General features: G+C 67.5%; 41 protein-coding genes. 2 read left to right on the top strand and 39 right to left on the bottom strand.

Features of this window, described 5'->3' with window-relative positions; all coding sequences use genetic code 11:
- Nucleotides 1-7: 7 nt before the first annotated feature.
- The 6 genes from AC01Y6_RS00205 to AC01Y6_RS00180 are packed head-to-tail and all read right to left on the bottom strand — an operon-like array spanning nucleotide 8 to nucleotide 5493.
- Nucleotides 8-1267, bottom strand: a complete 1260-nt coding sequence (locus AC01Y6_RS00205) for a Glu/Leu/Phe/Val family dehydrogenase (protein WP_347240732.1) — start codon at nucleotides 1265-1267, stop codon at nucleotides 8-10.
- A gap of 26 nt (nucleotides 1268-1293) precedes the next feature.
- Nucleotides 1294-2247 carry a polyprenyl synthetase family protein gene (locus AC01Y6_RS00200; RefSeq protein WP_428721077.1) on the bottom strand — a complete coding sequence of 318 codons (954 nt, stop codon included), beginning with the start codon at nucleotides 2245-2247 and terminating at the stop codon, nucleotides 1294-1296.
- A 46-nt stretch (nucleotides 2248-2293) separates the two neighbouring features.
- On the bottom strand, nucleotides 2294-2734 hold the full coding sequence (locus tag AC01Y6_RS00195) for a hypothetical protein (protein WP_347240730.1): 441 nt from the start codon (nucleotides 2732-2734) through the stop codon (nucleotides 2294-2296).
- Nucleotides 2731-3366 (bottom strand): redox-sensing transcriptional repressor Rex, encoded by a 636-nt coding sequence (locus AC01Y6_RS00190; protein WP_054638503.1) that lies wholly within the window; start codon nucleotides 3364-3366, stop codon nucleotides 2731-2733. The genes AC01Y6_RS00195 and AC01Y6_RS00190 overlap by 4 nt, the downstream gene beginning before the upstream one ends.
- Nucleotides 3363-4154, bottom strand: coding sequence for an SPOR domain-containing protein (locus tag AC01Y6_RS00185; RefSeq protein ID WP_476669725.1), 792 nt, complete (start codon nucleotides 4152-4154; stop codon nucleotides 3363-3365). Before AC01Y6_RS00185 ends, AC01Y6_RS00190 begins: the two co-directional genes overlap by 4 nt.
- A 1-nt stretch (nucleotide 4155) precedes the next feature.
- On the bottom strand, nucleotides 4156-5493 hold the full coding sequence (locus AC01Y6_RS00180; protein WP_476669724.1) for a tetratricopeptide repeat protein: 1338 nt from the start codon (nucleotides 5491-5493) through the stop codon (nucleotides 4156-4158).
- Nucleotides 5494-5566: 73 nt separating this feature from the next.
- Between AC01Y6_RS00180 and AC01Y6_RS00175 the strand changes: the two genes are divergently transcribed.
- Nucleotides 5567-6103: an HNH endonuclease gene (locus AC01Y6_RS00175; RefSeq protein ID WP_347240727.1), complete on the top strand. Its 537-nt coding sequence runs from the start codon at nucleotides 5567-5569 to the stop codon at nucleotides 6101-6103.
- 1 nt (nucleotide 6104) lies between these two features.
- Here the strand turns inward: AC01Y6_RS00175 and AC01Y6_RS00170 are convergent, their stop codons facing one another.
- On the bottom strand, nucleotides 6105-6938 hold the full coding sequence (locus AC01Y6_RS00170) for a DMT family transporter (protein ID WP_347240726.1): 834 nt from the start codon (nucleotides 6936-6938) through the stop codon (nucleotides 6105-6107).
- A gap of 47 nt (nucleotides 6939-6985) precedes the next feature.
- On the opposite strand from AC01Y6_RS00170, the gene AC01Y6_RS00165 reads away from it, so the two are divergent.
- Nucleotides 6986-7462: a DNA cytosine methyltransferase gene (locus AC01Y6_RS00165; RefSeq protein WP_347242128.1), complete on the top strand. Its 477-nt coding sequence runs from the start codon at nucleotides 6986-6988 to the stop codon at nucleotides 7460-7462.
- A gap of 106 nt (nucleotides 7463-7568) precedes the next feature.
- Here AC01Y6_RS00165 and rplQ read toward each other — a convergent pair whose 3' ends face one another.
- From rplQ to AC01Y6_RS00005, 32 genes are all read right to left on the bottom strand, one after another.
- Nucleotides 7569-7925 (bottom strand): 50S ribosomal protein L17, encoded by a 357-nt coding sequence (rplQ, locus tag AC01Y6_RS00160; protein WP_347242127.1) that lies wholly within the window; start codon nucleotides 7923-7925, stop codon nucleotides 7569-7571.
- Nucleotides 7926-7929: 4 nt separating this feature from the next.
- The gene (locus AC01Y6_RS00155; RefSeq protein WP_347242126.1) at nucleotides 7930-8868 is read right to left on the bottom strand and encodes a DNA-directed RNA polymerase subunit alpha; all 939 of its coding nucleotides are present in this window, start codon (nucleotides 8866-8868) and stop codon (nucleotides 7930-7932) included.
- A 22-nt stretch (nucleotides 8869-8890) separates the two neighbouring features.
- Nucleotides 8891-9520, bottom strand: a complete 630-nt coding sequence (rpsD, locus tag AC01Y6_RS00150) for a 30S ribosomal protein S4 (RefSeq protein WP_428719513.1) — start codon at nucleotides 9518-9520, stop codon at nucleotides 8891-8893.
- A gap of 10 nt (nucleotides 9521-9530) precedes the next feature.
- Nucleotides 9531-9920 carry a 30S ribosomal protein S11 gene (gene rpsK / locus AC01Y6_RS00145; protein ID WP_347242124.1) on the bottom strand — a complete coding sequence of 130 codons (390 nt, stop codon included), beginning with the start codon at nucleotides 9918-9920 and terminating at the stop codon, nucleotides 9531-9533.
- Nucleotides 9921-9961: 41 nt separating this feature from the next.
- Nucleotides 9962-10342: a 30S ribosomal protein S13 gene (gene rpsM, locus AC01Y6_RS00140; protein WP_039458154.1), complete on the bottom strand. Its 381-nt coding sequence runs from the start codon at nucleotides 10340-10342 to the stop codon at nucleotides 9962-9964.
- Nucleotides 10343-10351: 9 nt separating this feature from the next.
- Entirely contained in the window at nucleotides 10352-10465 is a 114-nt protein-coding gene (rpmJ, locus tag AC01Y6_RS00135; RefSeq protein ID WP_003043944.1) for a 50S ribosomal protein L36, read from the bottom strand.
- An 8-nt stretch (nucleotides 10466-10473) separates the two neighbouring features.
- A complete protein-coding gene (infA, locus tag AC01Y6_RS00130; protein WP_347242122.1) occupies nucleotides 10474-10692 on the bottom strand; it encodes a translation initiation factor IF-1 in 219 nt (72 codons plus the stop codon).
- 7 nt (nucleotides 10693-10699) lie between these two features.
- Nucleotides 10700-11467: a type I methionyl aminopeptidase gene (map, locus tag AC01Y6_RS00125; RefSeq protein ID WP_428719512.1), complete on the bottom strand. Its 768-nt coding sequence runs from the start codon at nucleotides 11465-11467 to the stop codon at nucleotides 10700-10702.
- Nucleotides 11467-12021, bottom strand: coding sequence for an adenylate kinase (locus AC01Y6_RS00120; protein WP_347242120.1), 555 nt, complete (start codon nucleotides 12019-12021; stop codon nucleotides 11467-11469). Before AC01Y6_RS00120 ends, map begins: the two co-directional genes overlap by 1 nt.
- A 9-nt stretch (nucleotides 12022-12030) precedes the next feature.
- Nucleotides 12031-13347, bottom strand: coding sequence for a preprotein translocase subunit SecY (gene secY, locus AC01Y6_RS00115; RefSeq protein ID WP_476669721.1), 1317 nt, complete (start codon nucleotides 13345-13347; stop codon nucleotides 12031-12033).
- Entirely contained in the window at nucleotides 13348-13800 is a 453-nt protein-coding gene (gene rplO / locus AC01Y6_RS00110) for a 50S ribosomal protein L15 (protein WP_347242118.1), read from the bottom strand.
- Nucleotides 13797-13979: a 50S ribosomal protein L30 gene (gene rpmD / locus AC01Y6_RS00105; protein ID WP_347242117.1), complete on the bottom strand. Its 183-nt coding sequence runs from the start codon at nucleotides 13977-13979 to the stop codon at nucleotides 13797-13799. The genes rplO and rpmD overlap by 4 nt, the downstream gene beginning before the upstream one ends.
- Nucleotides 13979-14452, bottom strand: coding sequence for a 30S ribosomal protein S5 (rpsE, locus tag AC01Y6_RS00100; protein WP_347242116.1), 474 nt, complete (start codon nucleotides 14450-14452; stop codon nucleotides 13979-13981). Before rpsE ends, rpmD begins: the two co-directional genes overlap by 1 nt.
- 9 nt (nucleotides 14453-14461) lie before the next feature.
- Nucleotides 14462-14800 (bottom strand): 50S ribosomal protein L18, encoded by a 339-nt coding sequence (gene rplR, locus AC01Y6_RS00095; RefSeq protein ID WP_234507146.1) that lies wholly within the window; start codon nucleotides 14798-14800, stop codon nucleotides 14462-14464.
- A gap of 8 nt (nucleotides 14801-14808) precedes the next feature.
- Nucleotides 14809-15351: a 50S ribosomal protein L6 gene (rplF, locus tag AC01Y6_RS00090; RefSeq protein WP_347242115.1), complete on the bottom strand. Its 543-nt coding sequence runs from the start codon at nucleotides 15349-15351 to the stop codon at nucleotides 14809-14811.
- The gene (gene rpsH, locus AC01Y6_RS00085; protein ID WP_054637958.1) at nucleotides 15351-15767 is read right to left on the bottom strand and encodes a 30S ribosomal protein S8; all 417 of its coding nucleotides are present in this window, start codon (nucleotides 15765-15767) and stop codon (nucleotides 15351-15353) included. The genes rplF and rpsH overlap by 1 nt, the downstream gene beginning before the upstream one ends.
- A gap of 68 nt (nucleotides 15768-15835) precedes the next feature.
- Entirely contained in the window at nucleotides 15836-16021 is a 186-nt protein-coding gene (locus AC01Y6_RS00080; RefSeq protein ID WP_018111303.1) for a type Z 30S ribosomal protein S14, read from the bottom strand.
- Between the two features lie 7 nt (nucleotides 16022-16028).
- The gene (gene rplE, locus AC01Y6_RS00075) at nucleotides 16029-16577 is read right to left on the bottom strand and encodes a 50S ribosomal protein L5 (RefSeq protein WP_347242114.1); all 549 of its coding nucleotides are present in this window, start codon (nucleotides 16575-16577) and stop codon (nucleotides 16029-16031) included.
- A gap of 1 nt (nucleotide 16578) precedes the next feature.
- Nucleotides 16579-16911 carry a 50S ribosomal protein L24 gene (rplX, locus tag AC01Y6_RS00070; RefSeq protein WP_428719510.1) on the bottom strand — a complete coding sequence of 111 codons (333 nt, stop codon included), beginning with the start codon at nucleotides 16909-16911 and terminating at the stop codon, nucleotides 16579-16581.
- Nucleotides 16911-17279 (bottom strand): 50S ribosomal protein L14, encoded by a 369-nt coding sequence (rplN, locus tag AC01Y6_RS00065; RefSeq protein ID WP_003043914.1) that lies wholly within the window; start codon nucleotides 17277-17279, stop codon nucleotides 16911-16913. Before rplN ends, rplX begins: the two co-directional genes overlap by 1 nt.
- Nucleotides 17276-17593, bottom strand: coding sequence for a 30S ribosomal protein S17 (gene rpsQ / locus AC01Y6_RS00060; RefSeq protein ID WP_347242112.1), 318 nt, complete (start codon nucleotides 17591-17593; stop codon nucleotides 17276-17278). Before rpsQ ends, rplN begins: the two co-directional genes overlap by 4 nt.
- Nucleotides 17586-17804, bottom strand: a complete 219-nt coding sequence (rpmC, locus tag AC01Y6_RS00055; protein ID WP_347242111.1) for a 50S ribosomal protein L29 — start codon at nucleotides 17802-17804, stop codon at nucleotides 17586-17588. The genes rpsQ and rpmC overlap by 8 nt, the downstream gene beginning before the upstream one ends.
- On the bottom strand, nucleotides 17791-18216 hold the full coding sequence (gene rplP, locus AC01Y6_RS00050; protein ID WP_347242110.1) for a 50S ribosomal protein L16: 426 nt from the start codon (nucleotides 18214-18216) through the stop codon (nucleotides 17791-17793). The genes rpmC and rplP overlap by 14 nt, the downstream gene beginning before the upstream one ends.
- A 3-nt stretch (nucleotides 18217-18219) precedes the next feature.
- The gene (gene rpsC / locus AC01Y6_RS00045; RefSeq protein WP_347242109.1) at nucleotides 18220-18939 is read right to left on the bottom strand and encodes a 30S ribosomal protein S3; all 720 of its coding nucleotides are present in this window, start codon (nucleotides 18937-18939) and stop codon (nucleotides 18220-18222) included.
- On the bottom strand, nucleotides 18929-19270 hold the full coding sequence (rplV, locus tag AC01Y6_RS00040) for a 50S ribosomal protein L22 (protein WP_347242108.1): 342 nt from the start codon (nucleotides 19268-19270) through the stop codon (nucleotides 18929-18931). The genes rpsC and rplV overlap by 11 nt, the downstream gene beginning before the upstream one ends.
- A 2-nt stretch (nucleotides 19271-19272) precedes the next feature.
- A complete protein-coding gene (gene rpsS, locus AC01Y6_RS00035; RefSeq protein ID WP_011173711.1) occupies nucleotides 19273-19554 on the bottom strand; it encodes a 30S ribosomal protein S19 in 282 nt (93 codons plus the stop codon).
- Between the two features lie 8 nt (nucleotides 19555-19562).
- The gene (gene rplB / locus AC01Y6_RS00030) at nucleotides 19563-20393 is read right to left on the bottom strand and encodes a 50S ribosomal protein L2 (protein WP_347242107.1); all 831 of its coding nucleotides are present in this window, start codon (nucleotides 20391-20393) and stop codon (nucleotides 19563-19565) included.
- Between the two features lie 50 nt (nucleotides 20394-20443).
- Complete coding sequence (locus tag AC01Y6_RS00025; protein ID WP_347242106.1) at nucleotides 20444-20734, bottom strand: 50S ribosomal protein L23; 291 nt, start codon at nucleotides 20732-20734, stop codon at nucleotides 20444-20446.
- Complete coding sequence (gene rplD / locus AC01Y6_RS00020; protein ID WP_428719509.1) at nucleotides 20731-21354, bottom strand: 50S ribosomal protein L4; 624 nt, start codon at nucleotides 21352-21354, stop codon at nucleotides 20731-20733. Before rplD ends, AC01Y6_RS00025 begins: the two co-directional genes overlap by 4 nt.
- 8 nt (nucleotides 21355-21362) lie before the next feature.
- Nucleotides 21363-21983 carry a 50S ribosomal protein L3 gene (rplC, locus tag AC01Y6_RS00015; protein ID WP_428722191.1) on the bottom strand — a complete coding sequence of 207 codons (621 nt, stop codon included), beginning with the start codon at nucleotides 21981-21983 and terminating at the stop codon, nucleotides 21363-21365.
- The gene (gene rpsJ, locus AC01Y6_RS00010; RefSeq protein ID WP_054647667.1) at nucleotides 21980-22297 is read right to left on the bottom strand and encodes a 30S ribosomal protein S10; all 318 of its coding nucleotides are present in this window, start codon (nucleotides 22295-22297) and stop codon (nucleotides 21980-21982) included. Before rpsJ ends, rplC begins: the two co-directional genes overlap by 4 nt.
- Nucleotides 22298-22305: 8 nt before the next feature.
- Nucleotides 22306-22632, bottom strand: a 327-nt coding sequence (locus AC01Y6_RS00005) for an EF-Tu C-terminal domain-related protein (RefSeq protein ID WP_476669711.1), incomplete at its 5' end; no start/stop codon positions are given.

Below are 22632 nucleotides of genomic sequence, written 5' to 3'. Positions count from 1 at the left end.
CGCTCCTTCAGGGGTACACGCCCCTAAGCCGCGTGGCCTCGTTCACCCGCTCCAGGGCCAGGACCATGGCCCCAGCGCGGAGGTCCGTGGAAAGGGCCTCGGCCCTCTCGCACACCTCGGCCACCGCCTTGGCCACGCTCTTGGCGAAGCTATGGCGCACCTCCTCCTCGCTCCAGAAGAACATGTTGAGGTCCTGCACCCACTCCAGATAGCTCGCCAGAAGCCCCCCACCTCCGGTAAGGAGGTCGGGAACCACCCGTACTCCCTTGCCCAGGAGGTAGGCCTCCCCCTCCGGGGTGAGGCCGAAGTTGGCCGCCTCCAGCACCGCTTGGGCCTGGACCCTCTTGGCCCTTTCCCCGTCCAAAGCCCCCTCCAGGGCCGCCAGCACCAGGTAGTCCACGGGCAGGGCCAGAAGCTCCTCCGGGTCCAGGTCGTGGCGGGGGAGGACCCCCGTGGCCTCGTAATGGGCCAGCACCTCCTCCACGGGAAGCCCCTCCTCCTGGTACATCGCCCCCCGGGAGGTGGAGACCGCCACCACCTTAAGGCCCATCCGCTGGGCGTGGAGGGCAAAGGCCCCGCCCACCTGGCCAAAGCCCTGGACCGCCACCCGGGCGCCCTCCAGGGGAAACCCCCATCTCCGGGCGAACTCCTTTAGGATCAAGGCCACCCCTAACCCCGCGGCGTCGTCCAGGCCCTCGGTGCCCCCCAGGGCGTGAGGCTTGCCCGTCACCACCCCGGGCACCGTGGAGCCCAGGGTCATGGAGTAGGTGTCCATGATCCAGGCCATGACCCGCTCGTCGGTGCCCAGGTCGGGGCCCAGGATGTCCATATCCGGGCCGATAAGGTTGACCAGCTCGGCGGTGTAGCGGCGCACCAGGCGCTCAAGCTCCCTCGGGGAAAGGAGCCCGGGGTCCACGGCCACCCCGCCCGCCGCCCCGCCGAAGGGAAGGTCGTAGACCGCCGCCTTCAAGGTCATCCAGGCGGCGAGGCCCGCCGTCTGGCCTAAGGTGACGGAGGGGTGGAGGCGCACCCCGCCCTTGGCGGGCCCGCGGGCGATGTCGTGCACCACCCGGAAGCCCTGGAAGACCCGCACCTTGCCGTCGTCCATGACCACGGGGAGGGAGACCGTGACCAGCCGCTTGGGGTGGGTCAGGTACTCCACCGTGGTGGGGTGGAGGGGGGCCACCCTCAAGGTCCTCTCCAGCCGCTCCAAAAAAGCCTCCCAGAGGCCCGGGTCCTCGGGAGGTCGGTAGGCGGGCAGGCTCATAGCATCACCGAGGGGGATTATACCCCCTAGGAGAGCCTCTCCGCCTCGCGCAGGGCCAGCTCCTCGAGGGCTGCCTTGAAGGGCGAGGGGGGGAGGGGCCTTAAGGCCGCCACCGCCTCCTCCGCCCGCTTCCGGATGCGGGCCTCCACCTCCTCCGCCACCCCGCTTTCCCGGGCCAAGGACTTGAGGCGCTCCAGATCCCCAGGCTCCCTTCCCCTCCGCCTCAGGATCTCCCGCACCTCGGGGTAGCGCTCCATGAGGAGGAGGGGGATGAGGGTGGCCTTGCCCTCCCTTAGGTCCCCCCCCACGGGTTTCCCCAGGGCCTCCGGGGTGCCCATCAGGTCCAGGTAGTCGTCCCGCATCTGGAAGGCCTGGCCGTAGAGAAGGCCAAAGCGGTAGAGGGCCTCCCGCACCCCGCTTTCCGCCCCGAGAAGGAGGGCGGGGCCCTCCGTGGCGAGGGCCATGAGGACCGCGGTCTTGGCGGTGATGATCCGCTCGTAGTTCTCCAGGGAGTAGTCCTCCAGGGCCGCCACCTGGAACTGGAGAACCTCCCCCTCGGAGAGGGTCTTGGCCACCTGGGCGAAGCGCTCCACGAGCTCCATCCGCCCCATCTTGGCGATGACGTGAAGGAGCCGGGAGAGGAGGAAGTCCCCGGAGAGCACGGAGACGGCGTTCCCGTACTTGCGGAAGGCCGCCTCCTTGCCCCGCCGGGTCTCGGCCTCGTCAATGAGGTCGTCGTGGAGGAGGGTGGCGGAGTGGAGGAGCTCCACCGCCAGGGCGAGCTCCAGCTCAAAAGGCGCCCCCCCGAGGGCCCTCGAGGCCAGGAACACGAGCCTCGGCCGGATTCTCTTCCCCCCCGCCGTCACCAGGTCCTGGTGGATGAGGCGGATGAAGAGGACCTCGGACTGGACAAGCTCAGAAAGCGCCTCTTCAAAGCGGCGGAGGAGAGGCTCGAGGGTGGGGAGGGCGATGAACCCCATGCCCCTGAGTATACGCCGGGCAGGCCGGGCCACCTTTCCCTGAGGCTCAGTAAATCTCTATAGGGGCAGGGAGGGAAATCACCTTGGACTGCCCGTTGGCGGAAACGGTGCGGTACTTGACCACCTGGACGGGAGCCAGGGGTGCGGAAACCCGCTTCTGGTAGCTCCGGGTGTAGGGACCACAGGGGTTTGGGTTCAGGGGTGGACAGGCCTGGGGAATCGTGAAGGGCACGTCCACGGGGTTGTCCGAGGCGTCCAGGAGGACCACGGACCCGACCCCCGAGCCGGGTAGGGTGAAGAGGGCGAGGGTGTAGCCGTAGATGTAGAAGGTGTTGCCGTTCTGGTCCGTTTCGGTGCTAAGGGAGAAGTTCTCCCGCGACACCAGCACCGTGGGTCCACCAAAGATCACCCCACCGCTGGAGAGGTTGCCGCAACCCGCAAGAAGGACCAGCAAAAAGGGGATTGGCAGGAGCTTGAAGCCTCTCATCCCATCATCTCCTCCCGCCACTTGGGATTAAGTATAGCAAAAGAGAGCCGCGTAAGCCCGGCCAGGAAGTCCACGTTCTCCACCGCCACCTCCTTGGGCACCTCGAGGACCACCGGGGCGAAGTTGAGGATGCCCTTGATCCCCGCCGCCACCAACCGGTCCGCCGCCTCCTGGGCCGCCTCCCGGGGCACGGTGAGAAGGGCGATCTCTATCCGCCCGGGAACCCGCTGGGGCAGGAGGTCCACGGGCTCAATCACCCCGCCCCGCACCGGCCGGCCCACCTTCTCCGGGTCCACGTCAAAGAAGCCCCTCAGCTCAAAGCTCTCCCCGAAGCCCGGGTAGTCGGCGAGAGCGCTCCCCAGGCGGCCCATGCCCACGATGCAAAGGCCCCATCTGCGGTTCAGGCCCAGGATGTGGCGGAGCTCCCGCTTGAGGACGGGTACGGTGTACCCCACGCCCCGGGTGCCGTAGGAACCGAAGTAGGAGAGGTCCTTCCGCACCTGGAAGGCGGTCACCTGGGCCTCCTCCGCCAGTTGCTCCGAGCTCGTGCGGTGGATGCCCTTGGCCTCCAGCTCCTCCAGGATGCGGAGGTAGGTCACCAGACGGCTTATGGCGGCGCTAGGAACCTTCATCGCACCTCCAAAGCCTGGAGGCCCAGGGCCTCCACCCGCGCCTTCAGAGCCTCCTTCTCCTCGGGGGCTACCGGCCCCACCCGGACCCGGTACACGCCGTCCTTCACCAGCACCACGGGAAGCCCCGCCTCTTTAAGCTTGCCCGCCAGGGCCAGGGCGTTCTCCTCCCTCTGGAAGGCCCCTACCTGCAGGTACACGCTCCCCTCGGGCGCGGGGGCCGGGGCCTGGCCCCGGTAGACCTGGGCCCCGTAGGCCGAAAGGGCTTGGGCCACCCGCCTCGCTTCCTCCTCGCTGGCGTAGGGGCCCACCACCACCCGGGTGAGAGAGCCGCTGGCCTCGAGGCGCACCGGGTAACCCCGCTCCTTGAGCTCCCGCTCCAGCCGGGCGGCGTTTTCTGGGCTGGCGAAGGCCCCCACCACCACCCGGTGGCGCCCCTCCGGAGCGCGAGAGGCGGGGGCCGGGGAGGGCTTCTCCTTGGTCGGGGTGGCCTCCTGGGGCTTGGACGGGGGGGTCTGCTCCGGCCGGGACGGGGTGGCCTCCGGGGCCTGGGGAAGGGGCATCACGGTGACCACGGGCTCCGAAGGCTTCGCCTCCTTGAGGGCGGACTGGGGCGAGGCCTGGGCCGGAGGGGGCGAAGGGGAGGTTTGGGGAGCGGGCGGGGGAGCCGCCTGGGGGCGGGCAAAGGGGTTGACCCCGGTGAGGTAAAGAACGACCCCCGCCGCCACCAGGGCGATGAGCAAGAAGATCAGGGCGTCCAGCCATCTTTGCTTTTGCTTGAACCAGCGCATCCTACCTCCGAAGAAGGGCCCGGGCTTCCTCCGAGCCCAGGGCGGCGGCCTGCCTGAGGGCGCGCTCCGCTTCTCCCTCCCGGCCCAAGGCCCTCAAGGCCAGGCCCAGGTTGTACCAGGCGGCGGCCTGCCTGGGGGCCCGCCCCAGCACCTCCCTTAGGAGAAGCTCCGCCTCGCCGAAGCGCCTCAAAGCCACCAGGGCGGCGGCCAGGTTCACCCCCACCTGGGGGTCCCGCCCCGCCTCGTACAGGGGGCGGAGGACCGCCGCCGCCTCCTCGGCCCGCCCAAGCTTCAGCAGGAGGGCGCCCTTAAGGGCTAGGGCCTCAGGGGTAGACGCCCCCTCCAAAAGCCTCAGGGCCTCCTCCTTCCTCCCCAGGGCGTAGGCCGCCTGGGCCTTGAGGAGGGCTCCCGGGGGGCCGGCCTCGTCGGCGTAGCGGTAGGCGTTCTTGTAGTCCTTGAGGCGCAGGTAAGCCCCGGCCAGGGCCAGGGCCACCTGGGGCTCGGGGGAGGCCCGGTAGGCGGAGAGGAGGTAAGGCAGGGCCCCCTTGGCGTCCCCAGCCCGCAGGCGGGCCTGGCCCAAGAGGTAGCCCGCCTCCCAAAGCCCGGGGTCCAGGGCGTAGGCCTCCTTGAGGAGGGGCTCGGGGGCCTCGGAGAGGAGGGCCTTGCGCAGGAGAAGCCTGGCCCTGGCCTTCCCCTCCACCTGGGCGAGACCCCGGTCCAGCTCCCGGAGGGCCCGCCCCTTCAGCCCCTCCTCCGCCAGGATGCGGGCCAGGAGGTCCCAGGCCTCCGCCTCCTTGGGGTTTTGGTTTAGGAGGCCGTAGAGGACGGGCACGGCCTCCGCCCGGCTTCCCGCGGCGTAAAGAGCCTGGGCCAGGGCCAGGCGGTAGGCGGGGCTCCGCTCCGGAAGGAGGCCCTTCCTCAAGGCCTCCGCCGCCTCCTTGGCCTTACCCGCCTGGGCGAGGGCGGCCGCCAAGGCCAGGTAGGCCTCCTCGGTGGGCTTCAGGGAGACCGCTTTCTGGAAAGCCTCCGCCGCCTCCAAGGGCTTCCCCAGACGCAGGTAGACCTGGCCCAGGTTAAAGTGGCCCTCGTACCGGTCAGGGAAGACCCGGACCATCTGGTCAAAGGCGAAGCGGGCCTCCTCTAGGCGGCCCGCCTTAACGAGGGCTACCCCTAGGCCCAGGTGGGCCTCGAGGCGGCCGTAGTCCTCAGCCAGAACCTCCTCGTAGGCCAGGGCCGCCTGGGCGTAGTTCCCCGAGCGCAGGAGGGCCTCCGCCTCCTCCAGGGAAGCCGCCAGGGCCAGGCCCAGGAGGGACAGGAGCGCAACCAAGGGTCTCGTCATAAGGACCTCCCAACCCTTCGTTGCCCCCAGCATAGCACAGCTCCAAGGGGAAGCCTTTGCTATCCTAAAAAGCGTGGGGCCAGCTGAGGAAAAGCCCCTCAACCTAGACGCCCCCCGCGTCCTGGTGCTCAATGCGGGGTACGAGGTGCTGGGCCTCGCCAGCATCAAGCGGAGCGTGCTTCTGGTGCTTTCGGGAAGCGCGGAAACCCTTTCGGAAAGCGGCCGCTACCTCCACACCCCTTCCACCCGGATCCCCGTGCCCAGCGTCATCCGCCTCAAGCGCCTGGTGCGGAGGGGACCAAGCCGCGTCCCCCTTAACCGCAGGAACGTCCTAAGGCGGGACCGCTACACCTGCCAGTACTGCGGGCGGCAAGGGGGGGAGCTCACCGTGGACCACGTCCTGCCCAGAAGCCGAGGCGGCAAGCACACCTGGGAAAACCTGGTGGCGGCCTGCCGGGCTTGCAACCTCAAGAAGGGGGACCGCACCCCCGAGGAAGCGGGGATGCGCCTTCTCAAGCCCCCCAGAAGCCCCCGGGTGCCCCTCTTTCTCTCCGACCTCAAGGAGGTTCCCCAGGACTGGGCGCCCTACCTCGAGGCCTTCTTGCGCTGAGCTACCGCCGAACGCTGAGGAGGACCGCCAGGAGGACGAGCCCCGCCCCCAGGTAGCCCAGGGGGGAGAGGACCTCGCGGAAGAAGAGGAAGGCGAAGAGGTTGGCCACCACGGGCTCGAGGGTGGCCACCACGCTCGCCCGGGTGGCGGGAAGCCGCTTTAGCCCCGCGTAGTAGGCCAGGTAAGCCCCGTAGGTGGAAAAGGCCCCCAGGAAGAGGAGGGCGTAGAAGGCCCTAGGGGTTAAGGGGGCGAACTCCACGAAGGGCAGGAGCCCCAAGGCCCCCACGGGCAGGGCATAGAGGAAGAGGGTGGGGGTGGCGTAGCGGGGCAGGTAGAGCTTGCCGAAGATGTAGTAGAGGGCGTAGGTGAATCCCGAAAGCAGGCCGAAGAAGAGGGCGGACAAGGGGGCCTTCACCTGGCTTCCCCCGCCCAGGCCCATGAGGGCCACCCCCAGGAGGGTGAGGGCCACGGAAAAAAGCCCCAGGGCGTCCAGGGGCTCCCGGAGGACCAGGTGGGAAAGAAGGGCCACCCAGGCGGGGGCGGTGTAGAGGAGGACCGAGGCCAGGGCCGCTCCGCCGAACCCCACCGCCAGCTGGTAGGCCCCGTAGAACAGGGAAACCCCCACCAGACCAAAGAGGAGGAGGACGGGAAGGTCGCGGGGGGCCACCCGCACCTGGCGCAAGAGAAGGGCGTGGGCGGCGAAAAAGAGCCAGGCGAGCCCCGCCCGAAAGAAGGCCACCGCAAGAGGGGTGAGCCCTTCCCCGAAGGCCAGGCGGCTCACCGGCCCCAAAAGGCCCCACAGGGAAGCGGCCAGAAAAAGGTAAAGGTAGCCCATGAAAGGTAGTGTATAATCCCCCCGGTGCCCTTTATGGAGGTCAAAGCATGAGCGCCCGCACCCTTTTCGCCCTCCTCGTGCTCCTTCTCCTCGTCCTCTTCGCCTGGCTCAACTGGGGGGAGATCAACAAACCCACCTCCCTTTCCCTGGGGCTCACCCGGGTGGAGGCTCCCTTGGGCCTGGTCCTGGTGGTGGCCCTCGGGGCCCTCACCCTCCTCTACCTGGTCTTCACCATCGGCCTGGAAACGGCGGCCCTCCTGGAGGTCAGGCGCTACGCCCGGGAGCTCCTCTATTACAAGAAGCTCGCCGAGGACGCCGAGCAAAGCCGCTACACCGAGCTAAAGCGCTACCTGGAGGCCGAGTTTCAGCGCCTGGCCGAGGCGGAGCGGCAGGAGATCCAGGCCCTGGCGGCCCGGGTGGAGGAGACCCTGGAAAAGCACGGCAACACCCTGGCCGCCTACATCGGGGAGCTGGAGGACCAGCTTCTAAGGCTTCTCGGCCCCTCGCAAAACGGCAAAGGGTAAACACCCCGCCCGTGGCGGGGAATCTAAGTACCCCACCGCGGCTTTTGCCGCGGTGGGGGCCCCAAAAGGGCTTTCCCACAGCCCACCCTAAGGAGGGGTAGGAACCCTACTCCACCAGCTCCACCAGGGCCAGAGGCGCCCCGTCCCCGCGGCGGCGCTCCGCCAGCTTGAGGACCCGGGTGTACCCCCCGGGGCGGCTCTGGTACTTGGGGGCGATCTCGTCAAAGAGCTTGCGCACCAACTTCACGTCCTGGAGGTCTCTGAGGACCAGCCTACGGGCGTGGAGGTCTCCCCGCTTGGCCAGGTGGATGAGGTGGTCCACGAAACCGGTGAGCTCCTTGGCCTTGGGGAGGGTGGTGGTGATGCGGCCGTGCAGGAGAAGGCTCTTGGCCTGGTTGCGGAAAAGGGCCAGGCGGTGGGAAGAGTGGCGGTTCAGCTTCCTTCCGGACTTCAGGTGGCGCATGGTCTCACTCCTTTAGGGTAAAGCCCCGCTTGGCCAGGGCCTCGCGGATCTCCTCGAGGCTCCTCTCCCCGATGCCGGGGATGTTCCTCAGGTCCTTGAGGTTGAGGGCCAAAAGGGCGCGCACGGACTCAATCCCCTCCTCCTTGAGGCTGTGGAGGACCCGGGTGGAAAGGCCGAGCTCCTCCAGGGGCAGGTCCAGCTCCTCCTTCTCCTCCCGCTCCTGGGAGGGCTCGGAGACCGGGGGGGAAGGGGCCGCCTGGGGGCTCGTGAAGTAGGAGAGGTGCTCCTTGAGGATGGCCACGGCCTGGTTCAGGGCCTCGAGGGGGGTGATGGAGCCGTCGGTCCAGATCCTGAGGGTGAGCTTGTCCAGGTCGGTGCGCTGGCCTAAGCGGGTGTCCTCCACCTGGAAGGCCACCCGGCGCACGGGGGAGAAGAGGGCGTCCACGGGTATGGCGTTGATGCGGTCCTTGATGCCGTGGCGCTCGGCGGGCACGTACCCCACCCCCCGGTCCACCCGCACCTCCATGTAAAGCCTCCCCCCCTCCTCCAGGGTGGCGATCTTCAGGTCCGGGTTCAGGATCTCCAGGTCGGCGGAAGGGGTGAAGTCCGCGGCCCGCACCTCCTTGGGGCCCTCCGCCCGGAGGACCAGGGTGGCGGTCTGCATCTTGGGGTCCAGGAAGCGCACCACCAGCTCCTTGAGGTTCAGGACGATCTCCACCACGTCCTCCTTGACCCCGGGGATGGTGGAGAACTCGTGGAGGACGTCCTCAATGTAGACGCTGGTGACCGCGGTCCCCGGGATGGAGGAGAGGAGGATGCGGCGAAGGGGATTCCCCAAGGTGACGCCGAACCCCCTTTCCAAGGGCTCCAGGACGAACTCCCCGTACTCCCGCCCCTGGGTGCGCACCGTGAAGACCGGGGCTTTGAGCTTGCTCTCTAACATAGGCCTCCTTACCGGCCAGGGACTACCTGGAGTAGAACTCAATCACCAGCTGCTCGTTCACGGGCAGGGCCAGCTCCTCCCGGTCGGGCAGGCGCAGGAACTTGCCCTTCATCCCCTCCACGTCCAAGGAGAGCCAGGGGCTCACCTTGCGCCCCTTCATGGCCTCGAGGTTCTCCCGGATAAAGGCTAGGTTCCTGCTCCCCTCGGCGATGGCGACCTCGTCCCCGGGCCTCACCCGGTAGGCCGGCAGGTCTACCCGGCGGCCGTTCACCGTGATGTGGCCGTGGCGCACCATCTGCCGGGCCTGGCGGCGGCTTTGGGCGAAGCCCAGGCGGTAGACCACGTTGTCCAGGCGGGACTCCAGAAGGCCCAGGAACACGGTACCCGTGACCCCTTTCTTGCGGCTCGCCTCCTCAAAGAGGTTGCGGAACTGGGTCTCGGAGATCCCGTAGATGCGGCGGAGCTTCTGCTTCTCCCTGAGGCGCACCGCGTAGTCGGAGGGGCGCCGCGTGCGGCGCTGCCCGTGCTGGCCCGGGGGATAGGGGCGGCGCTCCATGGCGCACTTGGGGCTATAGCACCGCTCCCCCTTCAGGTAAAGCTTGACTCCTTCCCGACGGCAAAGGCGGCAAACTGGTCCGATGTAGCGACCCATCTTTCACTCCTCAGGAGGCCTTGCGGAACTTCTTCTTGGGCCGGCAGCCGTTGTGGGGCACAGGGGTGTCGTCCACGATGGACTTCACCTGGAGGCCGGAGGCCTGGAGAGCCCGGATGGCCTGCTCCCGCCCCGCCCCGGTGCCCCGCACGACCACGTCCACGCTCTGCATGCCGTAGGCCATGGCCTTCTTGGCGGCGTCCATGGCGGCGAGCTGGGCGGCGTAGGGGGTGCCCTTCCGGCTCCCCTTGTAGCCGATGACCCCGCCCGAAGACCAGGTGATGGGGTTGCCCTCGGGATCGGTGATGGTGACGATGGTGTTGTTGTAGGAGGCGTGGATGTAGGCCTTCCCGTTCGCCACCTGCCGTTTGACCTTCTTCTTGGTCGCTTTTCTGGCCATACTCTCCCTCTCGGAGTATCCGCTGGCCCCAGCCTAAGGGCTTACTTCCTGGGAGCCTTCTTCTTGCCCGCCACGGTCTTCCGGGGCCCCTTGCGGGTACGGGCGTTGGTGCGGGTGCGCTGGCCCCGCACCGGAAGCCCCCGCCGGTGCCTAAGGCCGCGGTAGCAGCCGATGTCCATCAGGCGCTTGATGTTGGCCGCCACCTCCGCCCTAAGCTCCCCTTCCAGCTTCCAGGTGTTCTCCACGTACTCGCGGAGGCGCACCACCTCGGCCTCCGTGAGGTCCTTCACCCGGGTGGCGGGGTTGATCCCCGTCTTCTCCAGGGCCTCCTTGGCCCGGGCCGGCCCGATCCCGTAGATGTAGGTGAGGGCCACGTCCACCCGCTTGTTCCTGGGAATCTCCACGCCTGCGATCCTCGCCACGTCGCCTCCTTAGCCTTGCCGCTGCTTGTGCTTGGGGTTCTCGCAGATCACGTAGACCCGGCCGTGCCGGCGCACCACCTTGCACTTCTCGCACATCCTCTTGACCGATGCCCGTACCTTCATCGCGCCTCCTACTTGCGGTAGACGATCCTTCCCCGCGTGGGGTCGTAGGGGGTGATCTCCACCACCACCCGGTCCCCGGGCAGGATGCGGATGTAGTTCATGCGCATCTTGCCCGAGATGTAGGCCAGGATCTCCGGCCCCGAGTCCAACTTCACCCGAAAGGTGGTGTTGGGCAGCGCCTCGGTGACCACGCCTTCCGCCCGAATGGTGTCCTTCTCCTTCGCCATACCCCTCCTACCGCGCCCGCACCAGGGGAACCCCGGTGAGAAGCTCCGGGCCCTCCTCCGTCACCAAGACGGTGTTCTCGTAGTGGGCGGCGAGGTTGCCTCGGCCAGCGCTCGCCGTCCAGCCATCTTCCAATATTACCACAGGGGCGGGCCTCAAGGTGACCATGGGCTCGAGGGCCAGGGTCATGCCGGGCCGGATCTTGGGACCGGTGCCGGGCTTACCGAAGTTGGGAAGCTGGGGGTCCTCGTGGATCTCCCGCCCCACCCCGTGGCCCACGAACTCCCGCACCACCCCGTAGCCCCGGCTCTCCAGAAAGGTCTGCACGGCATAGGACACGTCCCCGATGCGGAAGCCCGGGCGGAGGTATTTCATCCCCTCCCAAAAGGCCGCCTCCGTGTCCCGGATGAGCCTCTCCGCCTCGGGCGAGACCCGGCCCACGGGAAAGGTGCGGGCCATGTCGGCGGCGAAGCCCCCGTAGAAGAGGCCCACGTCCACGGAGAGGATGTCCCCCTCCTTCAGGGGCTCCTCCGAGGGAATGCCGTGGACCACCACCTCGTTCACCGAGGTGCACAAGGTGGCGGGAAAGCCGTAAAGGCCTAAGAAGGCGGGCTTGGCCTTGCGCTTCCTTATGGCCTCGAGGGCGATCCGGTCCAGCTCCTTGGTGGTGATGCCGGGCTCCACGTGGCGGGCCACCTCCTCCACCACCTCGGTGAGGAGGGCCCCCGCCTCCCGCATGCGCTCGATCTCCCAGGGGCTTTTCAGCTTGATGGCCATCAGATTCCCAGGGCGGCCCGGATGCGGGCGTAGACCTCATCCGGGGTGCCGAGGCCGTCCACCCGCCGCAAGGCCCCCTTCCCCTCATAGTACTGGACCAAAGGCTCGGTCTTTTCCCGGTAGACCTGGAGGCGCCGCCTTATGGTCTCCTCGTTGTCGTCGGAGCGGCCCTCGAGCCCGGCCCGCCTGAGCATCCTCCGAACCAGCTCCTCCTCCGGCACCTCCACCAGGACCACGCCCAAAAGGCGGGTGCCCGTGGTCTCCAGGAGGCGGTCCAGGGCCTCCGCCTGGGGTAGGGTTCGGGGAAAGCCGTCCAGGATGACCCTTTCCGCCAACTCCTCCCGTATGAGGGCCAGGATCAGCTCGTCCGGCACCAGGTCCCCCCGGTCCATGATGGGCTTCACCCGCTGGCCCAGGGGAGTCCCCCGGGCCACGTGGTCCCGGAGGATGTCCCCGGTGGAAAGCTTCTTGAAGCCGAGCTCCTCCGCAAGCCTCGCCGCCTGGGTGCCCTTGCCCGCCCCCGGCGGCCCCAAGAAGATCACCGCTTCGCCCATCCCTCCTCCCTAGCGCGTGCGGCCGCGGATCCGGCCCTTGGAGAGAAACCCCTCGTAGTTCCTGAGCATGAGCTGGCTCTCCACCTGCCTTAGGGTGTCCAGGGCCACCCCCACCACGATAAGGAGACCGATCCCCGAGAAGGCGATGCTCTTGACCCCGGTGAGGTTCTGAATGATCTGGGGCAAAGCGGCCACCAGCCCCAGGAAAAGCGCCCCCCAGAGGGTGAGCCTGGAAACGATGTGTTCCAGGAACTTCACCGTGGGCTCCCCGGGGCGGATTCCCGGGATGAAGCCCCCGTACTCCCGCAAGGACTCGGCGATGCGCCTGGGGTCAAACTGCACCGCGGTGTACACGTAGGTGAAGAGGACGATGAGGAGTACCTCGAGGAGAAGCCCCGAAAGGTGGGTGGGGTTGAAGAAGTTGGCGATGGCCTGAAGGACCGGGTTATCCTGGAAGGGGGCGGTGAGGAAGATGGGGATCTGCAGGATGGCGGCCGCAAAGACGATGGGGATCACCCCGGCGGCGTTGAGCTTGATGGGGATGTAGGTGGCCTGCCCCCCGTAGACCCTCCGGCCCACCACCTTGCGGGCGTACTGCACCGGGATGCGGCGCTCCGCCTGCTGCACCGCGGCCATGCCGGCAAAGGCCAGGACGATGAAGGCCAGGAAGAAGAGGAAGGCCACCAGGTTTACCTCCCCGGTGCGGATGAGGCCCGCGGTGCGGAGGAGTTGGGGGAGCCAGTCCACCACGATCCCGGCGAAGATGATCATGCTGGTGCCGTTGCCGATGCCGTACTCGGTGATGCGCTCGGCCATCCAGAGGAGGAGGGCGATGCCCGCCACCTGGGTGACCACCACCACCAGCCAGAAGAAGGGCCCCGGGGACCACCCGGGAAGGAGGAACCGCCCCCCTTCCGCCCCCAGGAAGGCCGTGGCCAGGAAGAAGCCCTGGAAGGCCCCCAGAGCGATGCCGCCGATGCGGGTGTACTGGTTGATGATGCGGCGGCCCTCCTCCCCCTCCTTGGAGAGCTTCTCCAGCGCGGGCACCACCGTGACCAAAAGCTGCATGATGATGGCCGCGGTGATGTAGGGCATGATCCCCAGGGCGAAGATGGAGAAGCGCTCAAAGTTGCCCCCGGAGAAGAGGTTGATGATGCCGAACACCCCCCCCTGGGTGGTGCGCAAGAACTCCTGGATCTTGTCCAGGTCCACCCCCGGGGTGGGGATAAAGGCCCCGAGGCGGTAGGCCGCGAGCACCAAGAGGGTGAAGAGGATGCGCTGGCGAAGCTCGGGGATCTGGAGGGCGCTCCGGAAGGCCCTAAGCATTTAAGCCTCCAGGAGGACGGCCTCGCCGCCCGCGGCCTTCAGCTTCTCCAGGGCGCTCTTGGAGAAGGCGTGGGCCACCACCTTGAGGGGCTTGGCCTCCCCCTCGCCCAGGATCTTCAGCCGGTACCCCTTCTTCAGGATCCCCGCCCGCACCAAAAGCTCGGGGGTCACCTCCCCCTCAAAGCGGGCGAGGTCCTTCAGGTTCACCCCCTGGTACCGGGGGCGCTTGATCTCCCCGGGCACCTGGCCCTGCATGCCCCGCTTGGGCAGGCGCATGAGGGTGGTGGAGCGCCCGCCCTCAAAGCGCCGGGGGTCCTTGAGGCCGCCCGAGCGGGACTTCTGCCCCTTGTGGCCGCGGGTGGCGGTCTTGCCATGGCCGGAACCGGGGCCCCGGCCCACCCGCTTGCGCTTCCGGTTGGCCCCGGGGTTGGGCTTGAGGTCCGTAAGCTTCATTCCACCACCTCCACGCGCACGAGGTGCGCCACCTTCTCCACGTTCCCCCGGATGGCGGGGGTGTCCTCGAGGACCCGCTCCTGCTGGAGCCGCCTAAGCCCCAGGGCCTTGAGGGCCGCCTTCTGGTCCTTGGGGTAGCCGATGGGGCTCTTCACCAGCTTCACCTTGAGCCTGGCCATCACTCCTCCCCACCCTTCCTGAGGCGCTTCACGTCCTCCTTGGTCTGGAGCTGCCTTAGGGCCTCCATGGTGGCGTAGGCGATGTTGATGGGGTTGCGGCTCCCCAGCTCCTTGGTGAGGATGTCGGTGATCCCCGCAAGCTCCAGGATGGCCCGGGGCACCGCCCCGGCGATCACCCCGGTGCCGGGGGCGGCGGGCTTCAAGAGGATTTTGGAGGCCCCGTACTCCACCTCGATCTCGTGGGGGATGGTGCCGTTTTGGAGGGGAACCTCCACCATGTTGCGCCGGGCGTAGTAGCCCGCCTTCTGCACGGCCAAGGGCACCTCCTTGGCCTTGCCCAGCCCCAGGCCCACCCGGCCCTGCCGATCCCCCACCACCACCAAGGCGCCGAAGCGGAAACGGCGTCCGCCCTGGTAGGTCTTGGCGGTGCGCCGCACCAGGATCATCTTCTCCTCAAAATCGGTCTCGGGCATGGTTCCTCCTTAGAACTCCAGGCCCCCCTCCCGGGCCCCCTCGGCCAGGGCCTTCACCCGGCCGTGGTACTTGTAGGGCCCGCGGTCAAAGGCCACCTGCTTGATCCCCTTGGCCAGGGCCTTCTCGGCCAAGGCCCGGCCCACCTGGCGGGCCACCTCGGTCTTGTTGCCCTTGAGCTTCAGGGCCAGGCTGGATTCGGCCACCAGGGTCTCGCCCTTCTCGTCGTCAATGATCTGGGCGTAGATGTGTTTGAGGCTCCGGAAGACGGAAAGGCGGAGCCTGCCCGTGCGCTTGATGCGGTTGCGCACCCGAAACTTGCGGCGCTCGTAAGCGGTTAGCCGTGCCATGCTCCCCCCTACTTCTTGGCCCCGGCCTTGCCGGGCTTAAGGCGGACGGGCTCGCCCGCGTAGTAGATGCCCTTCTCGTGGTAGGCGCTGGGCTTCTTCACGGCGCGGATGTCCGCGGCCACCTGGCCCACCCTCTGCTTGTCGATGCCCAGCACCCGGACCCGCGTGGGCTCGGGCACCTCAAAGGTAATGCCCTCCGGGGGCTCCACCACCACCGGGTGGCTAAAGCCCACGGTGAGCTCGAGGGCCCGCCCCACCAGCCGGGCGCGGTAGCCGATGCCCTTGATGAGGAGCTCCTTGGCGTAGCCCTCGGAAACCCCCTTGACGGCGTTGGCGATGAGGGTCCGGGTCAGGCCGTGAAGGCTTTTGTGGCGGCGCTCGTCCGAGGGGCGCTCCACCCGCACCACGCCCTCCTCCACCACCACCCGCATCTCCGGGGAAACGGGGACCTGGAGCTCGCCCTTGGGGCCTCTCACCTTCACGAGCCCCGGGGCCACCTCCACCTGGACCCCCTTGGGAAGGGAAATGGGAAGCCTGCCGATCCTAGACATCACCACACCTCGCAGATGAGCTCGCCGCCCACGCCGAGCTTCCGGGCCTCGCGGTCCGTGAGCACGCCCTTGGGCGTGGAAAGGATGGCGATACCCAGGCCCCGGCGCACCCTGGGGATCTCCTTGACCCCCACGTAGACCCGGCGGCCAGGCCGGCTGATGCGGCGGATGTGCTTGATGACCTGCTCCGGCCTGGGGTCGGGCCCCTGGCGACGGGGCCCGTACTTCAGGTGGATGCGAAGCACGGGCTTGCCCTCCACCTCCACCCGCTCGTAGCCCTTGATGAACCCTTCCCGCGCCAGGATCTTCAGGATCTCCTCCTTGAAGCGCGAGGCGGGCACCTCGGTGCTCTCCTTGTAGACCCGGGTGGCGTTCCTGATCCGGGTCAGCATGTCGGCGATGGGGTCCGTCAGCATTTCCTCTCTCCTTTTACCTCACTCCAGGACCATGCGGTCTCGAGGGAACCCCCCCGACCGGCCACGGCCTACCAGCTGGCCTTTTTCACCCCGGGAAGCTGCCCCTTGTGGGCGAGCTCCCTGAGGCAGAGCCGGCAGAGCCCGAAGTAGCGGTAGACGCTCCTCGCCCTCCCGCAGCGGACGCAACGGGTGTAGGCCCGCACCTTGAACTTTGGGGTCCTCTTGGCCTTCTCGATCAGCGCTTTCCTCGCCATGCTCGCCTCACTTGCGGAAGGGGAAGCCCAAAAGCTCCAAAAGAGCCCGGGCCTCCTCGTCGGTCTTGGCGGTGGTCACCACCGCGATGTCCATCCCCCTTAGGGCGTCCACCATGTCGTAGGTGATCTCGGGGAAGATGAGCTGCTCCTTGAGGCCCAGGTTGTAGTTGCCCCGGCCGTCAAAGCTCGTGGGGCTGACCCCGCGGAAGTCGCGGATGCGGGGGAGGGCCACGCTTAAGAGCTTCTCCAGGAAGATCCACATGCGGTCGCCGCGGAGCGTGACCCTGAGCCCGATGGGCATGCCCTTGCGGAGCTTGAAGTTGGAGATGGACTTCTTGGCCCGGGTGATGGCGGGCTTCTGCCCGGTGATGAGGGAAAGCTCCTTGGCGGCCTTCTCCAGGATGCGGGCGTCCTCCTTGGCCTCGCCCAGGCCCTGGTTGACCACCACCTTCGCTAGCCTCGGCACCTCCCAGATGTTCTGGTACCCGAAGCGGCGGATGAGCTCGGGGCGAACCTCCTCGTAGTACTTCCTCTTCAGGGCAACGTCCAGGGGCATCTTACTCCTCCACGTCTAGGGACCCGCCGCACTTGGCGCAGACCCGGATCTTCCGCCCGTCCTCCAAGAACTTCTTGCGCACCCGGGTGGGCTTGCCGCAGGCGGGGCATAGGGGGCGGACCTTGGAGGCGTGCAGGGGCGCCTCCTTCTCGATGAACCCCCCCTGGGGGTACTGGGGGCTCACCCGCACCGCCTTCTTCACCAGGTTGACCCCTTCCACGATGACGGCCTGCTTCCTGGGCAGGACCTGCTTCACCTTGCCCACCCGGCCCTTGTACTTCCCGGAGGCCACCAGCACGGTGTCCCCCTTCTTCACGTGCACCTTGGCCCGCATCAGAGCACCTCCGGCGCCAGGGAGACGATCTTCATGAAGCCCTTCTCGCGGAGCTCGCGGGCCACCGGGCCGAAGACCCGGGTGCCTCGAGGCTCCAGCTGGTTGTTGATGATCACCGCGGCGTTGTCGTCAAAGCGGATGGCCGAGCCGTCGGGGCGCTTCACCTCTTTCTTGGTGCGCACCACCACGGCCTTGACCACGTCCCCTTCCTTCACCGCCCCCCGGGGGATGGCCTCCTTAACGCTGGCCACGATCACGTCCCCCACGGTGGCGTACTTGGCGTTGGAGCCCTTGAGGACGCGGATGCACATGATCTTGCGGGCCCCGGTGTTGTCGGCCACCTCGAGGTAGGTCTGCGGCTGGATCATGCCTTACCTCCCCGCTTGGAAAGGCTTTGGTAGTTCTGGCGGCGCACCAGGTACTTCTCCACCAGGTCCAACCGGCCCGATTCCACCAGGCGGAGCACCCTAAAGCGCTTGCGCCGGGAGATGGGGCGGGACTCCACGATCTCCACCACGTCCCCCAGCTTGTACTTCTCCTCGGGGTCGTGGGCCAGGTACTTCTTGGAGCGTTTGATCACCTTGCCGTAAAGGGGGTGGGGGAACTGGCGCTCCACCAGGACCGTGACGGTCTTCTGCATCTTGTCGCTCACCACCACCCCGGTCAGGACCTTCTTAGGCATTGGCCCTCCTCTTCTCGTTCAAGACCGTAAGGAGCCTGGCGATCTGGCGCTTGAGGTCCCGGATCCTGTGGTTCTGGGAAAGCTGGCCGATGGAGGCCTGGAAGCGGAGCTCCATGAGCTCCCGCTTCTTTTCCCGCACGAGCCTCTCCAGCTCCACCGGGGAGAGCTTCCGGGCCTCCTCCAGCTGCTTCTTCACCTCACTGAGCTTCATCGTAGGCGTCCCTCCTCACGATCTTGGTCTTGATGGGGAGCTTGTGGCCGGCGATGCGCAGGGCCTCCAGGGCCTGCTCCTCCGTCACCCCCGCCACCTCAAACATCACCCGGCCCGGCTTCACCACGGCCACGTACCCCTCCACGTTGCCCTTGCCCTTACCCATCCGCACCTCCAGGGGCTTCTTGGTGTAGGGCTTGTCGGGGAAGATGCGGATGAAGATCTTCCCCCCGCGGCGGAAGTGGCGCACCATGGCCACACGGGCGGCCTCGATCTGCTGGGAGGTGATCCAGGCGGGCTCCAGGGCCACCAGGCCGAAGTCCCCGAAGGCCACGTAATCCCCGCCCTTGGTGGCCCCCTTCATCCGGCCCCGGTGCTGCTTGCGGTACTTCATGCGCCTGGGCATCAGCATGGCTTACTCCTCCTTCTTCACCCGCACGGCGGGGCGACGGCGGCGGGGCCTCTCCTCAGCCTTGGCGCCCTCGAGGCGGGCCTTGGCCTTCTGGCCGCCGATCACCTCACCCAGGAAGACGTACGCCTTGACCCCCAGCACCCCGTAGGTGGTGCGGGCCAGAGCGAAGCCATAGTCTATGTTAGCACGCAGGGTCTGGAGCGGTACCCGGCCCTCGGCGGCCCACTCGGTGCGGGCCTGCTCCGCGCCGCCGATGCGGCCGGAGACGATGACCTTGGCCCCCTTAGCCCCGGCCTCCATCACCCGCTGCACCGCCTGCTTGATGGCCCGGCGCACGGCGAAGCGGCGCTCTATCTGCTCCGCCACCCGCTGGGCCACCAGGGGGGCGGAGAGGTTGGGGTTCTGGATCTCCTGGACGTTTAGGGCCACGTTTTTCCCGGTCATCTTGGCGAGGGCGTCCCGCAGGACCTTGATCTTCTCCCCGCCCCGGCCGATGACCACGCCCGGCTTGGCCACGTGGACGGTCACCGCCACGTTGTCCGCCGCGCGCTCAATGTCCACCCGCGCCAGGCCCGCAGGGTAGAGCTCCTTGGTAAGGTAGTTGCGGATCTCCTGGTCCTCCCAGAGGAGGTGGCGGTACTGCTTCTTGCCGGCGTACCAGCGGGACTCCCAGTCCCGGGTGATGCCAAGCCGGAACCCGATGGGGTGGATCTTATTTCCCATGCTTCTCCCCCACGATCACCGTGATGTGGCTGGTCCTCTTCTTCATGATGTCCGCCCGGCCCCGGGCCCTAGGGAGGACCCGCTTCAGGGTGGGCCCCTCGTCCACAAAGGCCGCCTTCACGTAAAGCCGGTCCTCCAGCATGTCGTAGTTGTTGACGGCGTTGGCGGCGGCGGACTCCAGCACCTTGGCCACGTAGTAGGCCCCCCGCTTGTTGGTGTAGCGCAGGATGTTGCGGGCCTCCTCGAGGCTCTTCCCCCGGATGAGGTCCACCACCAGGCGGACCTTCCTGGGGGCGATGCGCACGTAACGGGCTATGGCTTTCGCTTCCATGGCTACTTCTTCTTGGTGGCCTTGGCCTCTTTGCCGTGCCCCCGGTAGGTGCGGGTGGGCGCGAACTCGCCGAGCTTGTGGCCCACCATGTTCTCGGTGATGTAGACGGGCACGTGCTGCTTGCCGTTGTAGACCGCGATGGTGTGGCCCACCATCTCCGGAACAATGGTGGAGCGGCGGCTCCAGGTCTTGATGAGCCGCTTCTCCCCCTTGGCGTTGAGCTCCAGGACCTTCTCCAGGAGGTGGTCGTCTACGAAAACGCCCTTTTTCAAGCTACGCGGCATGGCTCACCTCACTTCTTCCGCCGGGCGATGATGAACCGGCTAGAAGGCTTGCGCCGCTTCCTCGTCTTGAGCCCCTTGGTCTGCCAGCCCCAAGGCGAGGCGGGGGGACGGCCCCGGGGGGCCCGGCCCTCGCCGCCGCCGTGGGGGTGGTCCACCGGGTTCATGGCGGCGCCGCGCACGTGGGGCTTGCGGCCGAGCCAGCGGGTGCGGCCGGCCTTCCCCAGGACGATGTTCTTGTGGTCGGCGTTGCCCACCGCACCGATGGCGGCGTAGCACTCCCCGTGCACCTTCCTGAGCTCTCCCGAGGGCAGGCGGAGGATCACGTAGTCCCCCTCCCGCCCCTGGATCTGGGCGCTGGTGCCGGCGGAGCGGGCCAGCTTGGCCCCCTGCTTGGGCACGAGCTCCACCGCATGGACCACGGTGCCCACGGGGATGAAGCGGAGGGGCAGGGCGTTGCCCACCTGGATGGGGGCGTCGGGCCCCGCCACCACCTGCTGCCCCACCTGCAGGCCGTCCGGGGCGATGATGTACCGTTTTTCCCCGTCTATATAGTGGAGCAAGGCGATGCGGGCCGAGCGGTTGGGGTCGTACTCAATGGCCGCCACCTTGGCGGGGATGCCCGCCTTGTCCCAGCGCTTGAAGTCAACGATGCGGTAAAGCCGCTTGTGGCCGCCCCCGCGGAAACGCACGGTGATGCGGCCCTGGTTGTTGCGCCCCCCCGTCTTCTTGAGGGGGACGACCAAGGACTTCTCCGGCTCGGTCTTGGTGATCTCGGAGAAGTCGGCCACCGTCATGAAGCGGCGGCTTGGGGTGTAGGGTTTGAACTTCTTTACTGGCATTCCTTTCCTCCCTTGCCGGATCAGGGCCGGGCTCCCTTTCCCGGCGGGGTCTAGATGAGGCCCTCCAGGGCCTCAATCTTCTGCCCGGAGGCCACCTGCACGATGGCCTTCTTGCGGTCGGGGCGCTTGCCCAGGTAGCGGCCCAGGCGCTTCTTCTTGCCCCGCACCCTGAGGGTGTTCACCCCCACCACCTTCACCTTGAAGGCTTCCTCCACCGCCTGCTTGATCTCGGTTTTGGTGGCCTTGGGGTGCACCCAGAAGGTGTACTTGCCCTCGGCGAAACCCGCGTAGGCCTTCTCGGAAAGCACCGGGGCCAGGATCACGTCGTAGGCGGTCTTCATTCCTTACCTCCCAGGCGATCCTGGAACGCTTCCCAAGCCTTTAGGTCCATCACCAGACGCTCGGTGCGCAGAATATCGTAGACGTTGAGGCCCTCAGGGGCGAGGACCACCACCCAGGGAAGGTTGCGGGCGGCGCGGCGCACCAGCTCGCTTTCCGCCACCAAAAGAACGCTTTCCGAGCCGTCCAGGCCCGCCTCCCTGGCCCAGGCCAGAAACTCCTTGGTCTTGCCGTTCACCCCGGCGAAGTCCTCCACCAGAAGGAGCTTCCCCTCCTTGGCCCGGTCGGCCACGGCCATGGCAAGCCCCTTCTTCCGCACCTTCTTGGGCAGGGTGTAGCCGTAGTCCCGGGGCTTGGGACCGAAGACCACGCCCCCGCCCACGAAGATGGGGGCCCCGATGTCCCCGTGGCGGGCCCGCCCGGTGTGCTTCTGGGGGTAGATCTTCCGGCTGGAATAGGCCACCTCACCCCGGGTCTTGGTGCTGGCGGTTCCCCGGCGGCGCTTGGCCAGCTGCCAGCGCACCACCTCCCAAAGGAGGTGGGGGTTGACCTCCTGGGGCAGGTCCGCCGCAAGCTCTCGCTTGCCGGCAGAGGAAAGCACAGGAATCTGGTACACAGCCATACCCTCCTTTACTTGGCCACCTTCTTGGCCTCCCGCACCAGCAAGAGGCCCCCGTTCGGCCCGGGGACGGCGCCTTTCACCAAGAGGAGGTTCTCCTCGGGGAGGACGTCCACCACCTCGAGGTTCTGCACCGTAACCCGCTCGGCCCCGTAGCGGCCCGCCATCTTCTTGCCCTTGTAGACGCGGCCTGGGGTCTTCCGGTTGCCGATGGAGCCCGGATGGCGGTGGATCTTGTGGGCGCCGTGGGAGTCGGGCCCGCCCGCGAAGTTCCAGCGCTTTATGACGCCGGCGAAGCCCCGCCCCTTGGAGGTGCCGGTCACGTCCACCCTTTCCCCGGGCTGGAAGATCTCCACGGTAACCACGTCGGCTTCGGGGTTAAAGCCCCGGATCTCCTTAAGAATCCGCACGGGCTGAACCCCGGCCTTGGCGAAGTGCCCCTTCATGGGCCGGTTGACCCGCTTGGGCTTCTGGGGGAGGAAGCCGAGCTGTACCGCCAGGTAGCCGTCCTTCTCCGGCGTGCGCCGCTGCACCACGGGGCAGGGCCCCGCCAGGATGACGGTGACGGGGATGGCCCGGTCCTCCTTGTAGATCCGGGTCATGCCCACCTTCACGCCCAGGATGCCCTTCACTTGCCACCTCCCACGGTCTTGATCTCGATCTCCACGCCGGTGGGCAGGTCCAAGGACATGAGGTTCTCTATGGTCTTGCGGTTGGGGTTGAGGATGTCCACCAAGCGGTGGTGGGTGCGGAGCTCAAAGTGCTCCCGGGAGTCCTTATGCTTGAAGGGACCCCGGATCACGGTGAAGCGCCGCACCCGGGTGGGCAAGGGGACGGGCCCTGACACCTGGGCCCCGGAACGCCTGGCGGCCTCCACGATCCTCTGGGCCGAGGCGTCCAAGGTCTTGTGGTCAAAGCCCCGTAGCTTGATGCGAATCTTGGGCATGCCTCACCTCACTCCAGGATCTTGGTGACCACGCCGGCGCCCACGGTGCGGCCGCCTTCCCGGATGGCGAAGCGGAGGCCCTCCTCCAAGGCCACCGGCTTGATGAGCTCCACCGTGAAGGTCACGTTGTCCCCAGGCATCACCATCTCCACCCCAGGAGGCAGCTCCACCACCCCCGTCACGTCCGTGGTCCGAAAGTAAAACTGCGGACGGTACCCGGAAAAAAACCCCGTGTGCCTCCCACCCTCCTCCTTCTTCAAAACGTACACCGAGGCCTCAAACTTGGTGTGCGGCGTAATCGTCCCAGGCTTCGCCAACACCTGCCCCCGCTCCAC

The organism is Thermus sp., assembly GCF_056332225.1.
Note: the sequence above shows the minus strand (reverse complement) of the source record. Positions and strands in the feature narration are given on the sequence as shown.